Source organism: Arthrobacter methylotrophus (assembly GCF_039539965.1).
Taxonomy (GTDB): Bacteria; Actinomycetota; Actinomycetes; order Actinomycetales; family Micrococcaceae; genus Arthrobacter; species Arthrobacter methylotrophus.
Window position 1 is genome coordinate 2,009,998 of sequence record NZ_BAABED010000001.1, and the last position, 15,382, is coordinate 2,025,379.

The following is a 15,382-nucleotide window of genomic DNA, read 5'->3' on the forward strand; positions in this document are numbered from 1 at the left end:
GTCCCTACAGGTCTCCCCCCGTTACACGGGCGGATCAGAGCCCTATCGCTCGCTGCTCAATGAGTCTTGACGCTGTTCAAATCCTGGCGATACCTAGGCCCGGCCGGCCATGTTGGACAACTGCCGGGACTGGGACGCGGCCAGCGCGGCGCCCTTCAGCGGCCTGCCGTTCTCGTCGTAAGCCGAGTCGCCCATCATGGCCATCATCGGGTCAGGCATCGCCTCGCGGCGGGCAGCTGTGGCTTCCGATTCGTCTCCAAGGGTGGGAAGATACTTGTTGATTTCTCTTGAGCTGGGCTCAACGCTCGAGGACTCCTTGACTCCGAGCTTGCGGAGTGCCCTCTGGTAGTCGTCGGTCGTGGCGAAGTACGATTTGTAGACAGCCGGCGCGTCAGCCTCTAGGGCAGCCACTCCGACGCCCTTCGCGCGTTTGCCACCGGACTTCACGTTCTCCGGCACGTTCAGTACAGCCGTCTCGTCGGCGAAGATCTGCCCACGTGCGGCCTTAGACGGGTTCACACCCTGCAGGATCTTGTGACCGATGAGGGTGCGGAGCCCTGGATCCACACCAGTATTGGCGTTGGTCGCCTGAGTAGAGATGACCATACGAACACCGACGAAGCGCAGCTCGGCGATGATCTTGCGCATGTAGGACTGGATCATGGCGCGGGCGAGGTTCCGTTCGGCGATCTCCATGAAAAGCGGGTGGTCTTTCGGGATGCCTTTTGGGACGGGGTCGGGTACGACGAGGGCGGAGACCTCGTCGATAATGACGAGGATGGGCTGGAAGCGTTTGCCGGCGGGCATGTCGAGCCAGTTATTGATACCCATCTCCTTGAGCACCTTGCTTCGGCGGGCCCCTTCATCACGGATCAGCCCAAGCGTTGCGACGGATGCTTCCAGGGAGTCACAGCCCCAGCCTCCGGGACGACAGAACGAACGTGCCCATTCGAAGTCAATGGCTTTGGAGACGTCGTCGACTACGGCCAGGGCCGCCCCGTTGGACAGGGCGTCGGCGATGATCGCGTTGAGCGTCACAGTGTTGTGGGTCGGGATGAACCCATCCGTCAGGTACAGGTGGCTCGGGTGGTTCACCCGGATGCAGCGACCCGAAGCACGCCCGACAGATCGCACGTCGGTGATGTAGATCCAGTCCTGGGTCGCGCGGACATTCCCGGCCTGACGCTCCAGCTTCCGCGGCATCCGAAAGACCGGCGTTGCCGTCGTGAAGTGGATGCGGTACCGGGTCCCGACAATCCGTCGGGTCCTGACTCCTTGACCGTCAGTGGACGTGATGGCGGCGTCGGACTCATTCATGGATGCTTTGATGCCAAGGCTCCGGATCAGCTCCAGCGCATCGGTAGCGAGTCGCTCATCGCACAGTGTCAGCTCACAGCTGCCCTTGACGTCGACGGTGCCGTCTGTGTCCATGAGGCCCTGAAGGAGCGCCAGTCGTTGTGCACTGGATGCCCGGAGGTACTCTGCGGGAATGCGCTTGTTGTAGAGCACGCCGAGCCGGTCCAGGACAGCCCGCAGTGGGCTGCTGACGTGCGTGCGTTCACAGTAGCGGCAGCTTCGGCAAAAGCGGTTTCCGCCGGAAGTCACGTGCCAGTTGGCATCGTGGCCGCTGACGCACTTGGACGGATCCTTACGGCCGAAGTGCAGCGTATGGGTTCGTCCATCGGCGAGGTGCTCGTCGCGTACGACTGGACCCCACTCCGCCTCCAGGAGCGGGCGCATGACATCAAGCTCATCTGCCCCGACGGTGATAGCGCCGGCGCGTGAGCTGCCGTCGCCGAGCCAGGCTCCCAGGAAGTACGGGTTGACAGCCAGTGCTGCTTCGGGGAGGACCAAGCTGCCGGACAACTGGACGGCGAAGTTGGCGCGTCCGTCCTGCACACGGAACGCCTCCGCGATCTCGCGGGCCTCAACGGTTTTCAACAGAGGCTGCCGGTTGGCCGGAGCGTGATCGAGGTGAGCAATCCACGCTTCGATGAACTCGTCCACCGCGTAGAACCGGGCATGTCCGGAGCCCGATCCCACGAGGTACGGGAGGGCGGCTTGTTTGGCGAACGTTCGGACTGTATTGATCGCGAGTCCGGTGAGTCGGGAGATAGTCGCGGTATCGGCACCAACCGACTGCTCGCAGGCTTCGGCCGCGATGGCACGGAGGCGCGCGAACTCTGCCTGCCGAGCCGCGTCGGTTGCTGACCTCTTCGCGAGCCTCATCGGGTAGTGGGAGTGCCGGGTGTAGCGAGTGGAAACCGTCCAGAGATGGCCCGGGTCGCAGCGGACAGTTTGACCGTCGCTGAACTCGAATTCCAGCACTTCATCATCGACCACAGGTGAGAGGTAGTCGACCTCCGTAACATCCCCCGATGCGGCGAAAACTTCATCGCCGACCTGGAGCTGACCGATCGTGGCCCAGCCAGACGGGAAGCGAGACGAAACGGGGACGGGCAGCTTGGAGTCCAGCGGCTGGCGCTTACCACTACCTGGCGTCCCCGCCACCAGCGCCCAGGCGGAGGCGGTCCAGTCAATGCTGATTTCATCGCCGGAGTCTTCGCCCGGGTCCGGCAAAACCATGCCGAACGGCGTCCGGTCAAGGCTTCCCTTGCCGAGCCGGGCCAGCGGAAAGGCGATGCCTTCCGGGAACGTCGGGGGAGCGGACGGAATGATGGACGCTGTGAGCTTCTGGGCGTTCACCTTCACGTACCAGCCGTCGCGGCCAACGACACTCGTGGCGACTTCCTCGAGCTTGGAGTCGTGCTTGGAGGGCATGTAAGTGCGAGGGAGCTCCAGGTCAAAGCCGCCGTCCCGGCGCGGCTTCACCTGGACTTCCCACGGCTTCACGCCCAGGGCCAGCGCGGCGGCGCCGCGGCAGCGGGCGGTTTCGGGGCTCAGCTGGGTGAGTACGGCCTTGCCGAGGAAGGGCTCGAACTTGGTCATCTCCCAGCCGTCCCCGTGCTGGTCGGCAAGCTTGACGGCCATCTTCTCGCCGTCGGTCGGCTTCACGGAGCGGGGGAGCCGGACCTCCTTGGTCTTGGACTTGTCATTGTGGCTGACCTCCGTGATAGCGACCTGGCGGGTGGCGACGGCGACGCCGTCTTCGATCGAGTCCACCTCGAATCCCTCGCCGTGCATGTCGGTGATTTTCTTCATCAGCGGGGACATGTGCCGGGCCGGATCGAAGCCGGGCGGGAGTTTGACGCGGATGCGTTCAGTGCTGGAAGCCACGCTGGGGGCCTTTCGTGTTGCCGATGTCTCTACCGGGAAACATGCGTAGACGAAGGCGTCGGCACCTGTTCTTGTCCTGGCCACGGGATTCGGCAGGCCTTCTGGTTATACTTTCGGCAGTTGGCTGGCGATGATGGGGGATTCGAATGTCTGATTATTGTGGTTGTGGAAGCCTGGCGAAAGCCCGCTGCCGGTGCGGGACGACAATCTGCTCGCTGCATACCCAGCATCCGCAGACATACCATAGCAATGCCTTGATGATCGCCGCACGCGTCCACGAGGGGCGAGCGGAGCACGGTCTGTTCGCAGCCCTCGACAACGCGTGGAGCGCTGCTCCAAACATCATGTGCGGAACCTGCTATTCGCGCACCATCGACGAGGTGGCAGCCCGGTACGTGACGGCATTCCGGGATCATACCGATGGCAGGGCAGAGACCATAGCCGCCGTCCTGCTCAGGAACGAATCGTGGACGACAGGGCGGGAATACCATGCCACCGAGACAATCGGACAAAAAACCCTTCGGGCGGCCGGGCATCGCGTTTCCTGGTCTCACCCGGATTCCTTGGACACCGCGGCGAGACTCTATGCCAGCAGTCACGGTGAACCTCCGGAAACGCCGATCCGGGTGAAACGCTATACCGAGCAGACGAAAATGTTCGGCGGCTCGAAGCGGGTAGAAACCGTCATCTCTCTGGGTTCGATCAGGGCATGGCCCATCACGGCACAATACAACGACGACGGCTACCAGACCCCGGTCACCGTTCTGGTTGGGTCCAGCGGCACCCATAGAGAGGCCCAGATCAGCAACCCGGTGGATGGGCAATACTTTTACGGGGAAGAGGAGATGACCAAGGCGAAGAGCATCCTGGAAGGTGCCTTCCAACCATTAGCCACTGCGGGCCTCTTTTTCTCGAAGGAACAAGCCCTCGCCAAGGCGCTCACCAGCGGCATCTGAGAGCTGTCCGGGTACGTCCAAGCGCCTGCGGGCAGTCCCGGCGCGTTACCGATGCGCGAAGGTCTCAAGAGCGCTCAGGAGGCCGTCAGGATCGTGTAACTGGTCCACTGGGCGGCCGCCGGCCAGGTCTGTCGACGACGTCACCATCCAGGCGGAGAAATAGTTGTGGGGGACTTTCAGCTCCATCGCCCGCCCAAACAAGCCGGTCACGGCCGGATGCAGCGCACCTCCCGGGCGGAACTGGAAACCGGGACAGTACGTGCCCTCGCCGATGAAGACCCTCACCAACTGCGTGAGTACCGGTTCCGGATCCGCGACGAGCGTCTCATACCGGCCACGGACCTGTTCCAGGGAAGGCAGGGTGAATTCTGCCTCAATCGCCTCCCATACGCTCTGGTCAATAGACCCTCGCATCGCCGGCGTACGCGCAGGCTCAGCCTTCACAATCGATGCAGTACGAATGGCCGTCCTTCTGGCGAGCGAGCTGAGACTTGTGCCGTACCAGGAAGCAGGAGTAGCAGGTGAATTCGTCATCCGCCTGAGGGACAACCTGGACGATCAGTTCCTCGTTGACGAATTCCCCGCCAGGGATCATTCCCTCGTCGAGGGCATCGGTTTCATCGAGCTCGCGGGTGACGCTTTGGGCGTCCGGCTTGTTCGCCGATTGCAGGGCTTCCAAGGAGCTGTCCTGGGATTCCTTGACGTCGTTGCGGAGCTCGTCGTAATCGGTTGCCACTGATCTCTTTCCGTTGAAGTGTTTGCAGCAAGCAACTTACACCATTCGCAGCCTTCGCAAATCACCAACGAAGGCGGTGGTGCTCACCGTCACGATTTAGCGTTCAAGACAAGCGCCGCCACGGTCGATCCGGAAGCCTGGTCTTTATCACGGGGACAGGGTGTCCTCGCTTCGCTCGGGTGAGAGTTCCTGCTTTGCTGTCTTGTCCCACCTCTCGTGGGCTGCCTGTCGTGTCATGCCGGCCGCGCGCCCGATGTCTGCCCAGGATGCGCTGACTGCACGGGCGGCTACCACTGTTCGGGCGAGCTTCCGCTCCGCCGCAAGACAGGCCTCTCGAGCCTGTTCCACATCAATGAGTGCCCGTACCGGCGCGATATGCTCCTGCCACTCATCATCGGTCGAGGACTCTACGACCGGAGCGGCATCGGCATAGTCCGGGGTCGCCACAAAGGCTTTGAACTGGGGGATGTCTTCGTGCTGCTTGGCGAACACCCTGGTCCAGGTCCGTCCTCGCCAGCCGCATTCGCAGGCGCCCCCCACCCGGCGACATGGACATCCGGGACGATTTCGACGTCGTCCATGTAGGGATCAACAGGGTATTTTCCTGTGATGCCTCGAACAAATTGCCCGTGACCGCTGGAGCCGTGCGCTTCGCGGCCGTCGTCCAGCACCGGAGCCGCCCACCCCTCGTGGCCGCCGCCATCAAGATCCCAGTTCATCGACATCCAATCAGTTGTCAAGACTTCCTGACAATGAGGATCCCAAGCCGAGGGGGACTTGTCATGGAATCCTGACACTGCGGTGTTGGCGCTCCCTTGCCCGTCTTTCTGAACAGCTTGGACCTTGGCCGCCCACCTGGTTGACCATGGCCTGTCCAAGGTTCTGGATGCTCAACTGCTCAAGTTCGGTCCTCGGGCCAGATGATCGTCTCGCCCATCGCTTCGAGGAACGCAGCGAAATTCTCCACGCACAACTCACCCCGGACAACGGCACTGGCGATGCCGTCCCTCCTTGACCACATGAACCGGCTGTCGTCCTTGCCGGAGACTGTATGGACCGTCATGTCCAGACGAGCGAGTTCGGCGACCAGGTCGGGACCAGGTGAAGATGCCTGTGCAATAAGATTTACGACGCCATCCCACACCTGTTCGTAGCCCTCCCAGGACAGCGGCACCGGCAACACCCCATGAGAGCGGCCGCGCGGTTTGATGGCAGAAAGCATGAGCGCGAATGGGCCCGCTTCGCCGCCGGGCATCCGGTTCAGACAAAAGCGCTTGTCGGCAGCCTTCTCGGCGCGTTCTTCCACCGCATAGGGGTTGGTACTGCGAGCCGCGTAGATCCGGGTCGTGTCCAGCGCGCGGAGCTCGTCAACGGGGAAGACCGACTCGTATTTGTTGGGGAAGACAAGCCGATCAAAGTACTTTCGGGCGCCCCAATGGTGCTTGATCCTCTTGCGAATGTCGTCAGCCTTTCCGACGTAGAACTGCCGGTACTCGTCAAAGACCAGGATGTAGGCGCCCGCAACACCGTCCCAATCCTTCAGCGACTGCACCTGTTTGAAGGTACGTCCCTTGGCCAGGACGTCTTGCAGCGCAGTCTCAAACTCGTTCACGTCGAGGGACGCGAAGTACCTCATTGATAAGTCGAAGTTCACTAAGGCGTCGTCGCGCTGTACAAGCAGATACGCATCTGAGTGCTGGGTATGATCCTCGTCCCGGTAGGCCCAAGCTGTGTCGTCCCAAAAATCGTCACTGAACATCTCACGTCTCGGACGCTCCTTAGGCTTCCGATTCGGGTACGCGTACATCTCCCTTGTCATCTTGTGGCCGAATTTGGTGCCCCGAAGTTTTTCACCGAAGTGATCGACTCCTGGAGGCGGCTCTTCGATCGGAGCGATCATCAAATTGGGCCCGGTCGCCTCGGGGACGAATGAGTCGTGAGCGAGGAGATCAGAGACCTGGATGCGCCGGATCCTTCCCGTCGCCAGATTCCTCAGTGCCAGCTCAGCACCATCGCGGGCGGCGATTTGCCATGTGTCTCCGTCGAACTGGACATAAGCGAACAGGCGAACCGATTTCACGCCGCCGCCTCAGGTGCGGCATCTGAAAGGGCCGGCAGAGAGGATTCCTTAATCCACGTTTGTGGCAGGGGGAATGACGAGTCGAGCATCAGGAGGCCTTCCGCGACGGGTACCGGATCACCTTGACATCCCGGGTCGGGATCCTCAAGGGCGGCTCGCCGTCGACAGGCGAAACCCGAAATTTGTCTCGACCGACGCGTGAACATATGCGATGCTGCCTGCATGCCAATCTCCTGGTCCGACGCAGTAATGGATGCCGACAATGAAGTCGACTTGCAGCGGTATCGTCGGGCAGTAGCGCAGGCATGTGATCTCGAGCCGCTCATCGAGTCGTTTGCCAACGAAATCCGACGGGCCGGTAAATGGCCCACGACCACAGATGAGTATTCCAAGATAACGAGCGATGTCACTCTCAGCACCAGACACTCGGGCGTGCGTCAGGTCTGGATTTCTCCGGACGCGAAGATGTGGGGAATCGGCCTCGGCGACGAAGGGTATAAGTCAGGCATCCAGCTCTACCTCGTCCGTAAGCGGTTCCACCAAGATCCCGACTTTGGGTATGAGGACGTGACCGTGACGATCGCATCAGAAGATTTCGGGCCAAGGATGGACGCGATGGAACATACGAAAGACTGGGTTCCACGCGAGCTCGTCGGTTATCTCAGGGCCAACGACATTGCCATCCCGAACTGACTCTTCGGAGTTTTCACGCGGCCAATGCGGCCGCAGAGCGTCGCCGTGAATATGGTGCCTGGCAGGTCGATTCAGGAAGGGATCTGGATTCCAGATGCGCGCAAGTAGGCGACAAGTTCCCGTGGTACCCAATCTTTGGTCCGGTCCACGGCATCCATCAGTTCGTTGAAAAACGGCGATAATGGGGGTTATGGGGGTTATGACAACTTGCTAGCTAGAACGTTGGCGCAGTGGTCTGTTGCTTTGGCCCATAGGGCTCCGTGCCGTTCGCGGGGGATAGGATCAGGCCGTGACTTACCCGCCCGTTGAACAGGAGTACCGAGTCCTCCTTTCGCGCCTTCTGCGGCTTTACCCGACTGGCGGCGCGTCGGCCTCCCGCGTCCGCCTCCGAGACCCGCACTTTGAGGTCGGACATGTGGCGCACGGCTGGTACATGCGCTGTCATCGCGGCGTCCAGGCCGTCCTGGTGCTCGAAGATGCAGGCTTCCAGGTCGAAGCCGCTCCCATCCGCCGGTCGGTCCTGGAGCACGTTGTTGCTCTGAAATGGCTCGCAGCGCAGGGTAGCGTTGTCGCGGGCATCTTACGGCGCGGTGCCGCTAACGACGCGAAGAGGCGCAAGGAAGCCATGCGGGCTGCTAACTGGACCTCGGTCGACCTGGGCCTCTTTGATGCCGTAATCCAGGACGGCCACGGCATTGACTCCCAGTACGACAACTTGCTGGCCTTCAAACACCGGTGTGAGAGGTTCGGCACATCGCATGATTGGACGACCTACCTCGCCGAGACTGCCCAGTCTCACCCCTCCTGGGAATCCGCTCTGCCCTACCTGGACGTCACCACGGGCAAGCCCGTGGCCCGCAACGCCCCAAACCCGCTGGTCGACCAGGCGGGCTTCTGCGCGATCCACCTGCTCGAGGCACTGATCTGCATCAACCAAATCATCGACAGTGACAGCCTCGCCGCAGCGCTGGACGAGATCGAGCTCTTGGTGAAGGCGCTGGTCGTGCGCCAGCGACAAGAACGCGGGCTGCCGGTTCCGCCAGAGCTTCGCACGGATGAAAGTACGAAGAAGGCCAGCATCCCGGACTTGTGATCTTCTTTTTTGACCACATCTGTGGCATCGAGCTGCTCAAGAGGTCACTTTCACGCCTCCTAGCTGCGTTGGCCGAAGGCTCTGTCCATCGCCGCCGTCGTATCGCGAAGTCCTTCCGGCAGGAGGTGTGAGTAGCGATCTAGAGTTGTAGTGATCGATCGGTGCCCCAAGTGTTTTTGGAGCTTGTAGATGTCGAGCCCGGCATGCAGAAGCCAAGAGGCATTCGAGTGCCTTAGGTCGTGAATCCGTGGCCGCTTGGTAAGACCCTTTGATTGCGCCTTCATGATCGCCCGATCCCAGACACCCCACGCGCGACGGTGGTCAATGTGAGTTCCGGCCGTGTTGAGGAATACAGGTCCGCCGGACTTTGCTGCCGCGAGGATAAGCGGACGCACCTTCGCAAAACCCGACGCGGGGAGGCCAATTGTCCTCTTGGACTGCCGGGTTTTAGTCGGTCCGATGTAAGAGACGTTATCTTCGTCTTTTGTCCAAGCGCGCACAACGTTTACCACATGCTGGCCCGAGGCAGTAGTTTGGAAATCGCGGGCCTCCAATGCAGATGCCTCAGAAAACCTGAGACCAGTGTGTATCAAAAACGTGAAGAACGCTTTGTAAGGTTGGGAAAGTTCTGCCTCAACGATTGACCATTCGTCCGGTGTGAGGAATGTCGCCGTCTCCTCTGTGGCTTCACTCTTAGGCAGCGAGACGCCTTTGCAGGGATTGTCAGGCCGTTTCTTTTCCCGGACCATCGAATTGAAGGCTGCCGAAATGAGACCGTGCACGTTCGCAATTGTCTTAGACGTCAGTCCTTTTGACTGCATGCCCTTAATCCAGGCCACGATGTCCCTATACTCCACTTCCGTGGCGTCCATTTGGCCGAGCGTGGCTGCGATATGGCATTTAAGGTTCCCCTTATAGCGCCTGACCGTGTACCCGTTCGCACTCGTCAGCAGACCGATATGGTCCTCAATCATGCGTGTGACTGTGTACTTGCCCTTGAAGTAGTCAGTAGCGCTGTCCAAGGCAGCCCCCACGTTGCTGCCGTGGGCGAGGAGAACTGTGAGCAAGAACTTGGCGCTCTCCTCGCTGTCCATCCTTTGAGTCATCCGCGTCTTTGTGTCCGGGTCGATCCACCGGACATAGTGCGTGACGGTTCCGTCTTTACGTTTTCTATTCTCTATGCATGCCACAAAAAACCACTATGCGTCGATCCCCCTTGCGGGTGTCGCATTTCAGCACTCACGTGGTTGGAAACTGCCAACGCGTGGTTGGAGACACAAAAAAACCCCGGTTTCCCGGGGTTTTCTTTGTGCGCGGAGGGGGACTTGAACCCCCACCCCCTTTCGAGGACTAGCACCTCAAGCTAGCGCGTCTGCCATTCCGCCACCCGCGCAGGTGGTGTTCGGAGCCTTGGCTCTGCGCCTCTCGGCGCTTCTCTTTCCTCCGAAGCAGCGAGAAAAACTCTAACACGGTTTCTGGGAAATGAAAAAATCGGTACTGGAAGGGGTGCTACGGACGGGAATTAGTCCGCGACAATCTGCGTCAACCGGCGCGAAAACACCTGAAAACACGCGCACCCAAACCCCGTGGCGATGGGTAGGCTGAGGGAAGCGCGCGGGAGCGTCCGCACCATTCGCCTGCCCGCCGGAGTATGCGAATCCCAGCCAGCAAGGAGAGCTCCATGACTGATATCCGACCCGAGGACGAAGTTGTCCGGATCTGCCAGGAACTCATTCGGATTGACACTTCCAATTTCGGAGACGATTCCGGGCCGGGGGAACGCGCGGCGGCGGAATACACCGCGGGGCTGATCAGCGAAGCGGGTCTGGACGTCGAAATCTTCGAGTCCGCTCCGGGCCGGGCCAACGTCGTGACGCGCATGGCAGGGGAGGATCCCGCAGCCGACGCCCTGGTGGTGCACGGCCACCTCGACGTGGTTCCTGCCCTCAAGGACCAGTGGTCCGTGGATCCTTTCAGCGGTGAACTCAAAGATGGTCTCATCTGGGGACGGGGTGCCGTGGACATGAAGGACATGGACGCCATGATCCTCACTGTCATGCGCGATTTCGCCAGGACGGGACGCAAGCCCAAGCGGGACATCATCTTCGCCTTCTTCGCGGACGAGGAAGCCGGCGGCAATCACGGCGCGCGCTACGCCGTCGAACATCGCAGGGAACTTTTCGACGGCGCGACGGAAGCGATCTCGGAAGTGGGCGGCTTCTCGGCGATGATCGGAGGCCAGCGCACCTACTTGCTCCAAACCGCGGAGAAAGGCCTTTCGTGGTTGCGGCTCGTGGCCCACGGCCGGGCAGGGCACGGTTCGCAAATCAACACGGACAACGCCATCACCCGCCTGGCCGGAGCGGTGACCAGGATCGGGGAGTACCGCTGGCCGATTGAGCTGACTCCCACCACGCGACAGTTCCTCGACGGCGTCACCGAACTGACCGGCGTCGAGTTCGATCCGGACAACCCGGAGACCCTGTTGAAGGAACTCGGCACTGTGGCGCGTTTCGTCGGAGCCACCCTCCAGAACACGTCGAACCCCACACTCCTGAGCTCGGGATATAAGCACAATGTCATCCCCGAATCGGCCGAAGCCCTGGTGGATTGCCGGACGCTGCCGGGCCAGCAGGAGCTGGTTTTCGAAACAATCAAGCAGCTCGCCGGGGACGGTGTGGACGTCAGCTATGTCAACAAGGACGTCTCCTTGGAGGTGCCGTTTGCCGGCAACCTGGTGGACGCCATGATCGATGCCTTGCACTCGGAAGACCCCGGCGCCAAGGTGCTGCCGTATACCTTGTCCGGCGGCACCGACAACAAGTCGCTCAGCAAGATCGGCATCACCGGCTACGGATTTGCGCCCCTCATGCTGCCCGAGGAACTTGACTTCACGGGAATGTTCCACGGCGTTGACGAACGGGTCCCGGCCGAGTCGCTCAAGTTCGGATCCAGGGTGCTCAGCACCCTGCTGAGCAACTACTAGGGAGAATGCCTTGATCGCCGAGGAGATCCTGCCGGACGAGTTGCTCGACCGCATCAGGAGCCGTGCCGCGGACTACGACCGGAACAACTCGTTCTTCCACGAGGATCTGCAAGAGCTCGCTGCGGCGGGGTACCTGAAGGTCTTCGTCCCGGAGCCCGACGGCGGACTCGGGCTCGGGCTCGAAGCTGCGGCGGCGCTGCAGCGCCGACTGGCCACGGCTGGCCCGGCCACCGCGTTGGCCGTCAACATGCACCTTGTCTGGACCGGCGTCGCGCATGTCCTTGCGGCCCGCGGTGACCATTCCCTCGACTTCGTCCTCCAGGAAGCCGCCAAGGGCGAGATCTTTGCGTTCGGCATTTCCGAAGCGGGCAATGACTCGATGCTCTTTGACTCGGAGACGACTGCCGAACCGCGGGACGACGGCGCCTATAGCTTCACGGGACGGAAGATCTTTACGAGCATGTCGCCGGCTTGGACCCGTCTGGGAATCTTCGGCAAGGACCGCGATGCACGGGAGGGGAGCGGAGAGCTGGTCTTCGGCTTTATCGAACGCGATACTCCCGGTCACGAGACTCTCAGCGACTGGGACACCGTGGGCATGCGTGCCAGCCAATCGAACACCACGCTCCTCCACGGTGCCGTGGTCCCGCCGGAGCGGATCTTCCGGAAGCTGCCTGTGGGGCCCCATCAGGATCCGTTGATCTTCGCGATCTTCGCGTGCTTCGAAACCCTGCTTGCCGCCGTGTATACGGGGATCGGGGAGCGGGCATTCACCCTCGCGGTTGAGGCCGCCCTGCGCCGCACCTCGGCCAAGTATGGGGGCCGCAGCTTTGCGCAAGACCCGGACATCCGCTGGAAGATTGCCGATGCCGCCATGGCAATGGACGCCATCGAAACCCATTTGTCGTCAGTAGCGCGCGACGTGGATGCCCAGGCCGACCATGGCGCCCAGTGGTTTCCAAAGTTCGTCGGACTCAAGGTGCGGGCTACGGAGAATGCCCGGACCATGGTGGATTTGGCGATCAGGGTGTCCGGAGGCTCCAGCTATTTCCGCGGATCCGAGCTTGAACGGTTGTATCGGGACGTCCTGGCCGGAATCTTCCATCCCTCCAACGATGAATCAGCGCACACCACAGTGGCCAACGCGTGGCTTGGGCCGCTCGAAAGCTGACGTGCCCGACAAGCTGGAACAGGTAGCCCGAATGGCCGCTGCTCCTAGACGGTGCGCTGCACGTTGAGTACCTTGCGGCGCAGCCAGAAACGCCGGCCGCCGCCGATGTAGAGGATGCTTCGCTCCAGTTCCCACTTGCCGTACTCGGAGTGCTCCACGAGCCGACGCCGCGCGTCGGGCAAGGAATCGTCAGGGCTCACAGTCAGCACGAGATACTCGTACTGCCTTGCGTAGTCCCGTCGGCGTTCCTCTGAACTGCTCAGAAATTGTTCTCTCATCCCTCTCCATTTTCGTCTTTTTCGGGCTAACGTGAAGTCATGAGCATCGATCCGCGTGTCGCGCTTCAGTCGCTGACAGCCGCCTTGGAAGAGCACCTTATTGCCGCTTCCGCCCGCCGGGGCGAAGGAGATCCCACTGTGGAGGCAGCGTTTTTCGCCGTCGCAGATGCCTTTGAGGTGTATGAGGATTCACTATACGAGGCCTACTCGGAAGTCACACCCCTCCAGGTGTTTGACGACGATGAAGAAGATGACGACGAGGACAGCAGCGAACTGCTCGATGAAGACGAGCTCGAGATTTTGGACCAGTAGGGCCACCGTTTCAGGCATGGTCACATCGTCGAAACGTCCTCCAGTGCCCGGGAGATTTCGGTGGGAAGCGGCGCCAGCTGTGCATCGAGTAGTTCCTTGAGCTGAACGGCATTGCGTGCGCCTACTACAGCCGTTGACACGGCTGGTCGGGAGAGCAGCCAGCTCAGCGAAACATCCACGGCGGAGCGTCCCAATCCACGCCCGGCCATGGCCACTGCTTCCACGATCCGGGCGCCCCGCGCGTCGAGGTACTTGTCGACGTAGCCGCTCAGGCGGTGCTCCGCTGCCCGGGATTCGGAGGGGATCTGTCCACGGTATTTGCCACTGAGCACGCCGCGGCCGAGGGGACCCCAGGCCATGAGGCCGAGGCCGGCGTCCTCGACGGCGGGCACCAGTTCGTCTTCCGGCTTGCGGTGCAGGAGCGAGTATTCAGATTGATTGGCCACCATGGTGAATCCCGCAACGGCGGACGCCTTGGCGGTCTGCCAACCGTTGTAATTGGAGACGCCGACGTACCGGGCGCGTCCTGACCGCAGAGCAAGGTCGAGCGCGGAAAGCGTTTCGTCCAACGGAACATTGCCGTCCCACGCATGGGCAAACCAGATGTCAACGTAGTCGGTTCCCAAGCGGGCAAGGCTGGCGTCGAGCGCGGACAGCATGGAGCCGCGGGACGCATCGATACTCCGTCGGCCGTCCGACGTCGAGACGCCCGCCTTCGTGGAGAGGACAAGCTCCGAGCGCGCAACGACGTCGCCCAGCATGGAGCCCAGGAGAGCCTCGGCTTGTCCACCGGCGTAGGAGGCCGCGGTGTCGATCATGGTCCCGCCAGCTGAAACGAAGGTATGCAGCAGCTCGCGCGCATCCTGTTCGTCCGTTTCTTCCGCCCAGGACATGGTGCCCAGGGAAAGGGTAGACACCCGAAACCCGCTATTGCCGACGTAACGCTGCTGCATAGCTGATAGCTTACGGGGAGTTCGGGTAGTTCATGACGTAGGGTCTATTCACGTGAACTGGTTAGAAGCAGCCTTCCTCGGCCTCGTGCAGGGCCTGACAGAATTCCTTCCGATTTCTTCGAGCGCGCACCTGCGTATTGTCGGCTCGTTCCTGCCCAACGCGGCGGACCCCGGCGCTGCTTTCACGGCCATTACGCAACTGGGTACCGAAACGGCTGTCATCGTCTTCTTTTGGCGGGACATCGTCAGGATTGTGCGCGCTTGGTTCGGATCGCTGCGCGGCAAGGTCTCACGGGACGATCCCGACGCCCGGATGGGTTGGCTGGTCATCCTTGGCAGCCTGCCGATCATCGTACTTGGCCTGCTCTTTCAGGACCAGATCGAGTCCGTCCTCCGAAGTCTGTGGATTGTGGCCACGATGCTCATCGTGTTCGGCATGATCCTTGCGGTAGCCGACGCTGTCGGCCGGCAGAAACGGGAGCTAAGCCAACTGAGCTACAAGCACGGCATCCTGTACGGGCTGGCGCAGGCCATGGCGCTCATCCCCGGCGTCTCCCGCTCAGGCGGAACCATCACCGCCGGCCTGTTGATGGGCTACACCCGTGAAGCCGCCGCGCGGTACTCCTTCCTGCTGGCAATCCCCGCCGTTTTCGGTTCCGGACTGTACCAGTTGTACAAGGTGGTCTCGAAGGAAGGAATCACGGGACCCTTCGGCCTGCCGGAAACGGCACTAGCGACTGTCATCGCCTTCGTCGTCGGCTTTGTCATCATCGGCTGGTTCCTCAAGTTCATTTCCACTCACAGCTACCGCGTCTTCGTCTGGTACCGGATACTCCTTGGACTCGCCCTCTATGTCCTACTCGGTTTCAATGTCATCAGCGCCTAGC

16 protein-coding genes and 1 tRNA gene are annotated in these 15,382 nt (G+C 61.4%); 8 read left to right on the forward strand and 9 right to left on the reverse strand.

Going from position 1 to position 15,382, the window contains the following annotated elements:
* Nucleotides 1-93: 93 nt before the first annotated feature.
* Entirely contained in the window at nucleotides 94-3,237 is a 3,144-nt protein-coding gene (locus tag ABD884_RS10680) for an LAGLIDADG family homing endonuclease (protein ID WP_345045134.1), read from the reverse strand.
* Nucleotides 3,238-3,494: 257 nt separating this feature from the next.
* Here ABD884_RS10680 and ABD884_RS10685 point away from each other — a divergent pair, with 257 nt between their 5' ends.
* Complete coding sequence (locus tag ABD884_RS10685; protein WP_345045137.1) at nucleotides 3,495-4,193, forward strand: hypothetical protein; 699 nt, start codon at nucleotides 3,495-3,497, stop codon at nucleotides 4,191-4,193.
* A gap of 45 nt (nucleotides 4,194-4,238) precedes the next feature.
* Here the strand turns inward: ABD884_RS10685 and ABD884_RS10690 are convergent, their stop codons facing one another.
* The 3 genes from ABD884_RS10690 to ABD884_RS10700 all read right to left on the reverse strand — a co-directional run bounded on the left by ABD884_RS10690 (nucleotide 4,239) and on the right by ABD884_RS10700 (nucleotide 5,421).
* Nucleotides 4,239-4,637, reverse strand: coding sequence for a hypothetical protein (locus tag ABD884_RS10690; protein WP_345045141.1), 399 nt, complete (start codon nucleotides 4,635-4,637; stop codon nucleotides 4,239-4,241).
* The gene (locus tag ABD884_RS10695) at nucleotides 4,627-4,929 is read right to left on the reverse strand and encodes a DUF4193 domain-containing protein (protein WP_345045144.1); all 303 of its coding nucleotides are present in this window, start codon (nucleotides 4,927-4,929) and stop codon (nucleotides 4,627-4,629) included. The genes ABD884_RS10690 and ABD884_RS10695 overlap by 11 nt, the downstream gene beginning before the upstream one ends.
* 147 nt (nucleotides 4,930-5,076) lie before the next feature.
* A complete protein-coding gene (locus ABD884_RS10700) occupies nucleotides 5,077-5,421 on the reverse strand; it encodes a hypothetical protein (protein ID WP_345045147.1) in 345 nt (114 codons plus the stop codon).
* A gap of 56 nt (nucleotides 5,422-5,477) precedes the next feature.
* Between ABD884_RS10700 and ABD884_RS10705 the strand changes: the two genes are divergently transcribed.
* The gene (locus ABD884_RS10705) at nucleotides 5,478-5,723 is read left to right on the forward strand and encodes a hypothetical protein (protein WP_345045150.1); all 246 of its coding nucleotides are present in this window, start codon (nucleotides 5,478-5,480) and stop codon (nucleotides 5,721-5,723) included.
* Between the two features lie 104 nt (nucleotides 5,724-5,827).
* Here the strand turns inward: ABD884_RS10705 and ABD884_RS10710 are convergent, their stop codons facing one another.
* Nucleotides 5,828-7,009: a GIY-YIG nuclease family protein gene (locus tag ABD884_RS10710; RefSeq protein WP_345045153.1), complete on the reverse strand. Its 1,182-nt coding sequence runs from the start codon at nucleotides 7,007-7,009 to the stop codon at nucleotides 5,828-5,830.
* A gap of 222 nt (nucleotides 7,010-7,231) precedes the next feature.
* On the opposite strand from ABD884_RS10710, the gene ABD884_RS10715 reads away from it, so the two are divergent.
* Together ABD884_RS10715 and ABD884_RS10720 are read left to right on the forward strand one after the other, a co-directional pair.
* Nucleotides 7,232-7,702 (forward strand): hypothetical protein, encoded by a 471-nt coding sequence (locus ABD884_RS10715; RefSeq protein ID WP_345045156.1) that lies wholly within the window; start codon nucleotides 7,232-7,234, stop codon nucleotides 7,700-7,702.
* Between the two features lie 289 nt (nucleotides 7,703-7,991).
* Nucleotides 7,992-8,795 (forward strand): DUF5677 domain-containing protein, encoded by an 804-nt coding sequence (locus ABD884_RS10720; protein ID WP_345045158.1) that lies wholly within the window; start codon nucleotides 7,992-7,994, stop codon nucleotides 8,793-8,795.
* 59 nt (nucleotides 8,796-8,854) lie between these two features.
* Here ABD884_RS10720 and ABD884_RS10725 read toward each other — a convergent pair whose 3' ends face one another.
* Entirely contained in the window at nucleotides 8,855-9,889 is a 1,035-nt protein-coding gene (locus ABD884_RS10725; RefSeq protein WP_345045162.1) for a tyrosine-type recombinase/integrase, read from the reverse strand.
* A gap of 216 nt (nucleotides 9,890-10,105) precedes the next feature.
* A tRNA-Leu gene (locus ABD884_RS10730) sits at nucleotides 10,106-10,188 on the reverse strand.
* Nucleotides 10,189-10,476: 288 nt separating this feature from the next.
* Here ABD884_RS10730 and ABD884_RS10735 point away from each other — a divergent pair.
* On the forward strand, nucleotides 10,477-11,781 hold the full coding sequence (locus ABD884_RS10735) for a M20/M25/M40 family metallo-hydrolase (protein ID WP_345045164.1): 1,305 nt from the start codon (nucleotides 10,477-10,479) through the stop codon (nucleotides 11,779-11,781).
* A gap of 10 nt (nucleotides 11,782-11,791) precedes the next feature.
* Nucleotides 11,792-12,952, forward strand: a complete 1,161-nt coding sequence (locus tag ABD884_RS10740; protein WP_345045167.1) for an acyl-CoA dehydrogenase family protein — start codon at nucleotides 11,792-11,794, stop codon at nucleotides 12,950-12,952.
* Nucleotides 12,953-12,996: 44 nt separating this feature from the next.
* On the opposite strand, the gene ABD884_RS10745 is transcribed toward ABD884_RS10740, so the two are convergent.
* Nucleotides 12,997-13,230 (reverse strand): DUF5703 family protein, encoded by a 234-nt coding sequence (locus tag ABD884_RS10745; RefSeq protein WP_345045171.1) that lies wholly within the window; start codon nucleotides 13,228-13,230, stop codon nucleotides 12,997-12,999.
* A gap of 39 nt (nucleotides 13,231-13,269) precedes the next feature.
* Between ABD884_RS10745 and ABD884_RS10750 the strand changes: the two genes are divergently transcribed.
* Entirely contained in the window at nucleotides 13,270-13,542 is a 273-nt protein-coding gene (locus ABD884_RS10750) for a hypothetical protein (RefSeq protein WP_345045173.1), read from the forward strand.
* A gap of 20 nt (nucleotides 13,543-13,562) precedes the next feature.
* Here ABD884_RS10750 and ABD884_RS10755 read toward each other — a convergent pair whose 3' ends face one another.
* The gene (locus ABD884_RS10755; protein WP_345045176.1) at nucleotides 13,563-14,495 is read right to left on the reverse strand and encodes an aldo/keto reductase; all 933 of its coding nucleotides are present in this window, start codon (nucleotides 14,493-14,495) and stop codon (nucleotides 13,563-13,565) included.
* 52 nt (nucleotides 14,496-14,547) lie between these two features.
* Here ABD884_RS10755 and ABD884_RS10760 point away from each other — a divergent pair, with 52 nt between their 5' ends.
* Complete coding sequence (locus tag ABD884_RS10760) at nucleotides 14,548-15,381, forward strand: undecaprenyl-diphosphate phosphatase (RefSeq protein ID WP_028267293.1); 834 nt, start codon at nucleotides 14,548-14,550, stop codon at nucleotides 15,379-15,381.
* Nucleotide 15,382 lies beyond the last annotated feature (1 nt).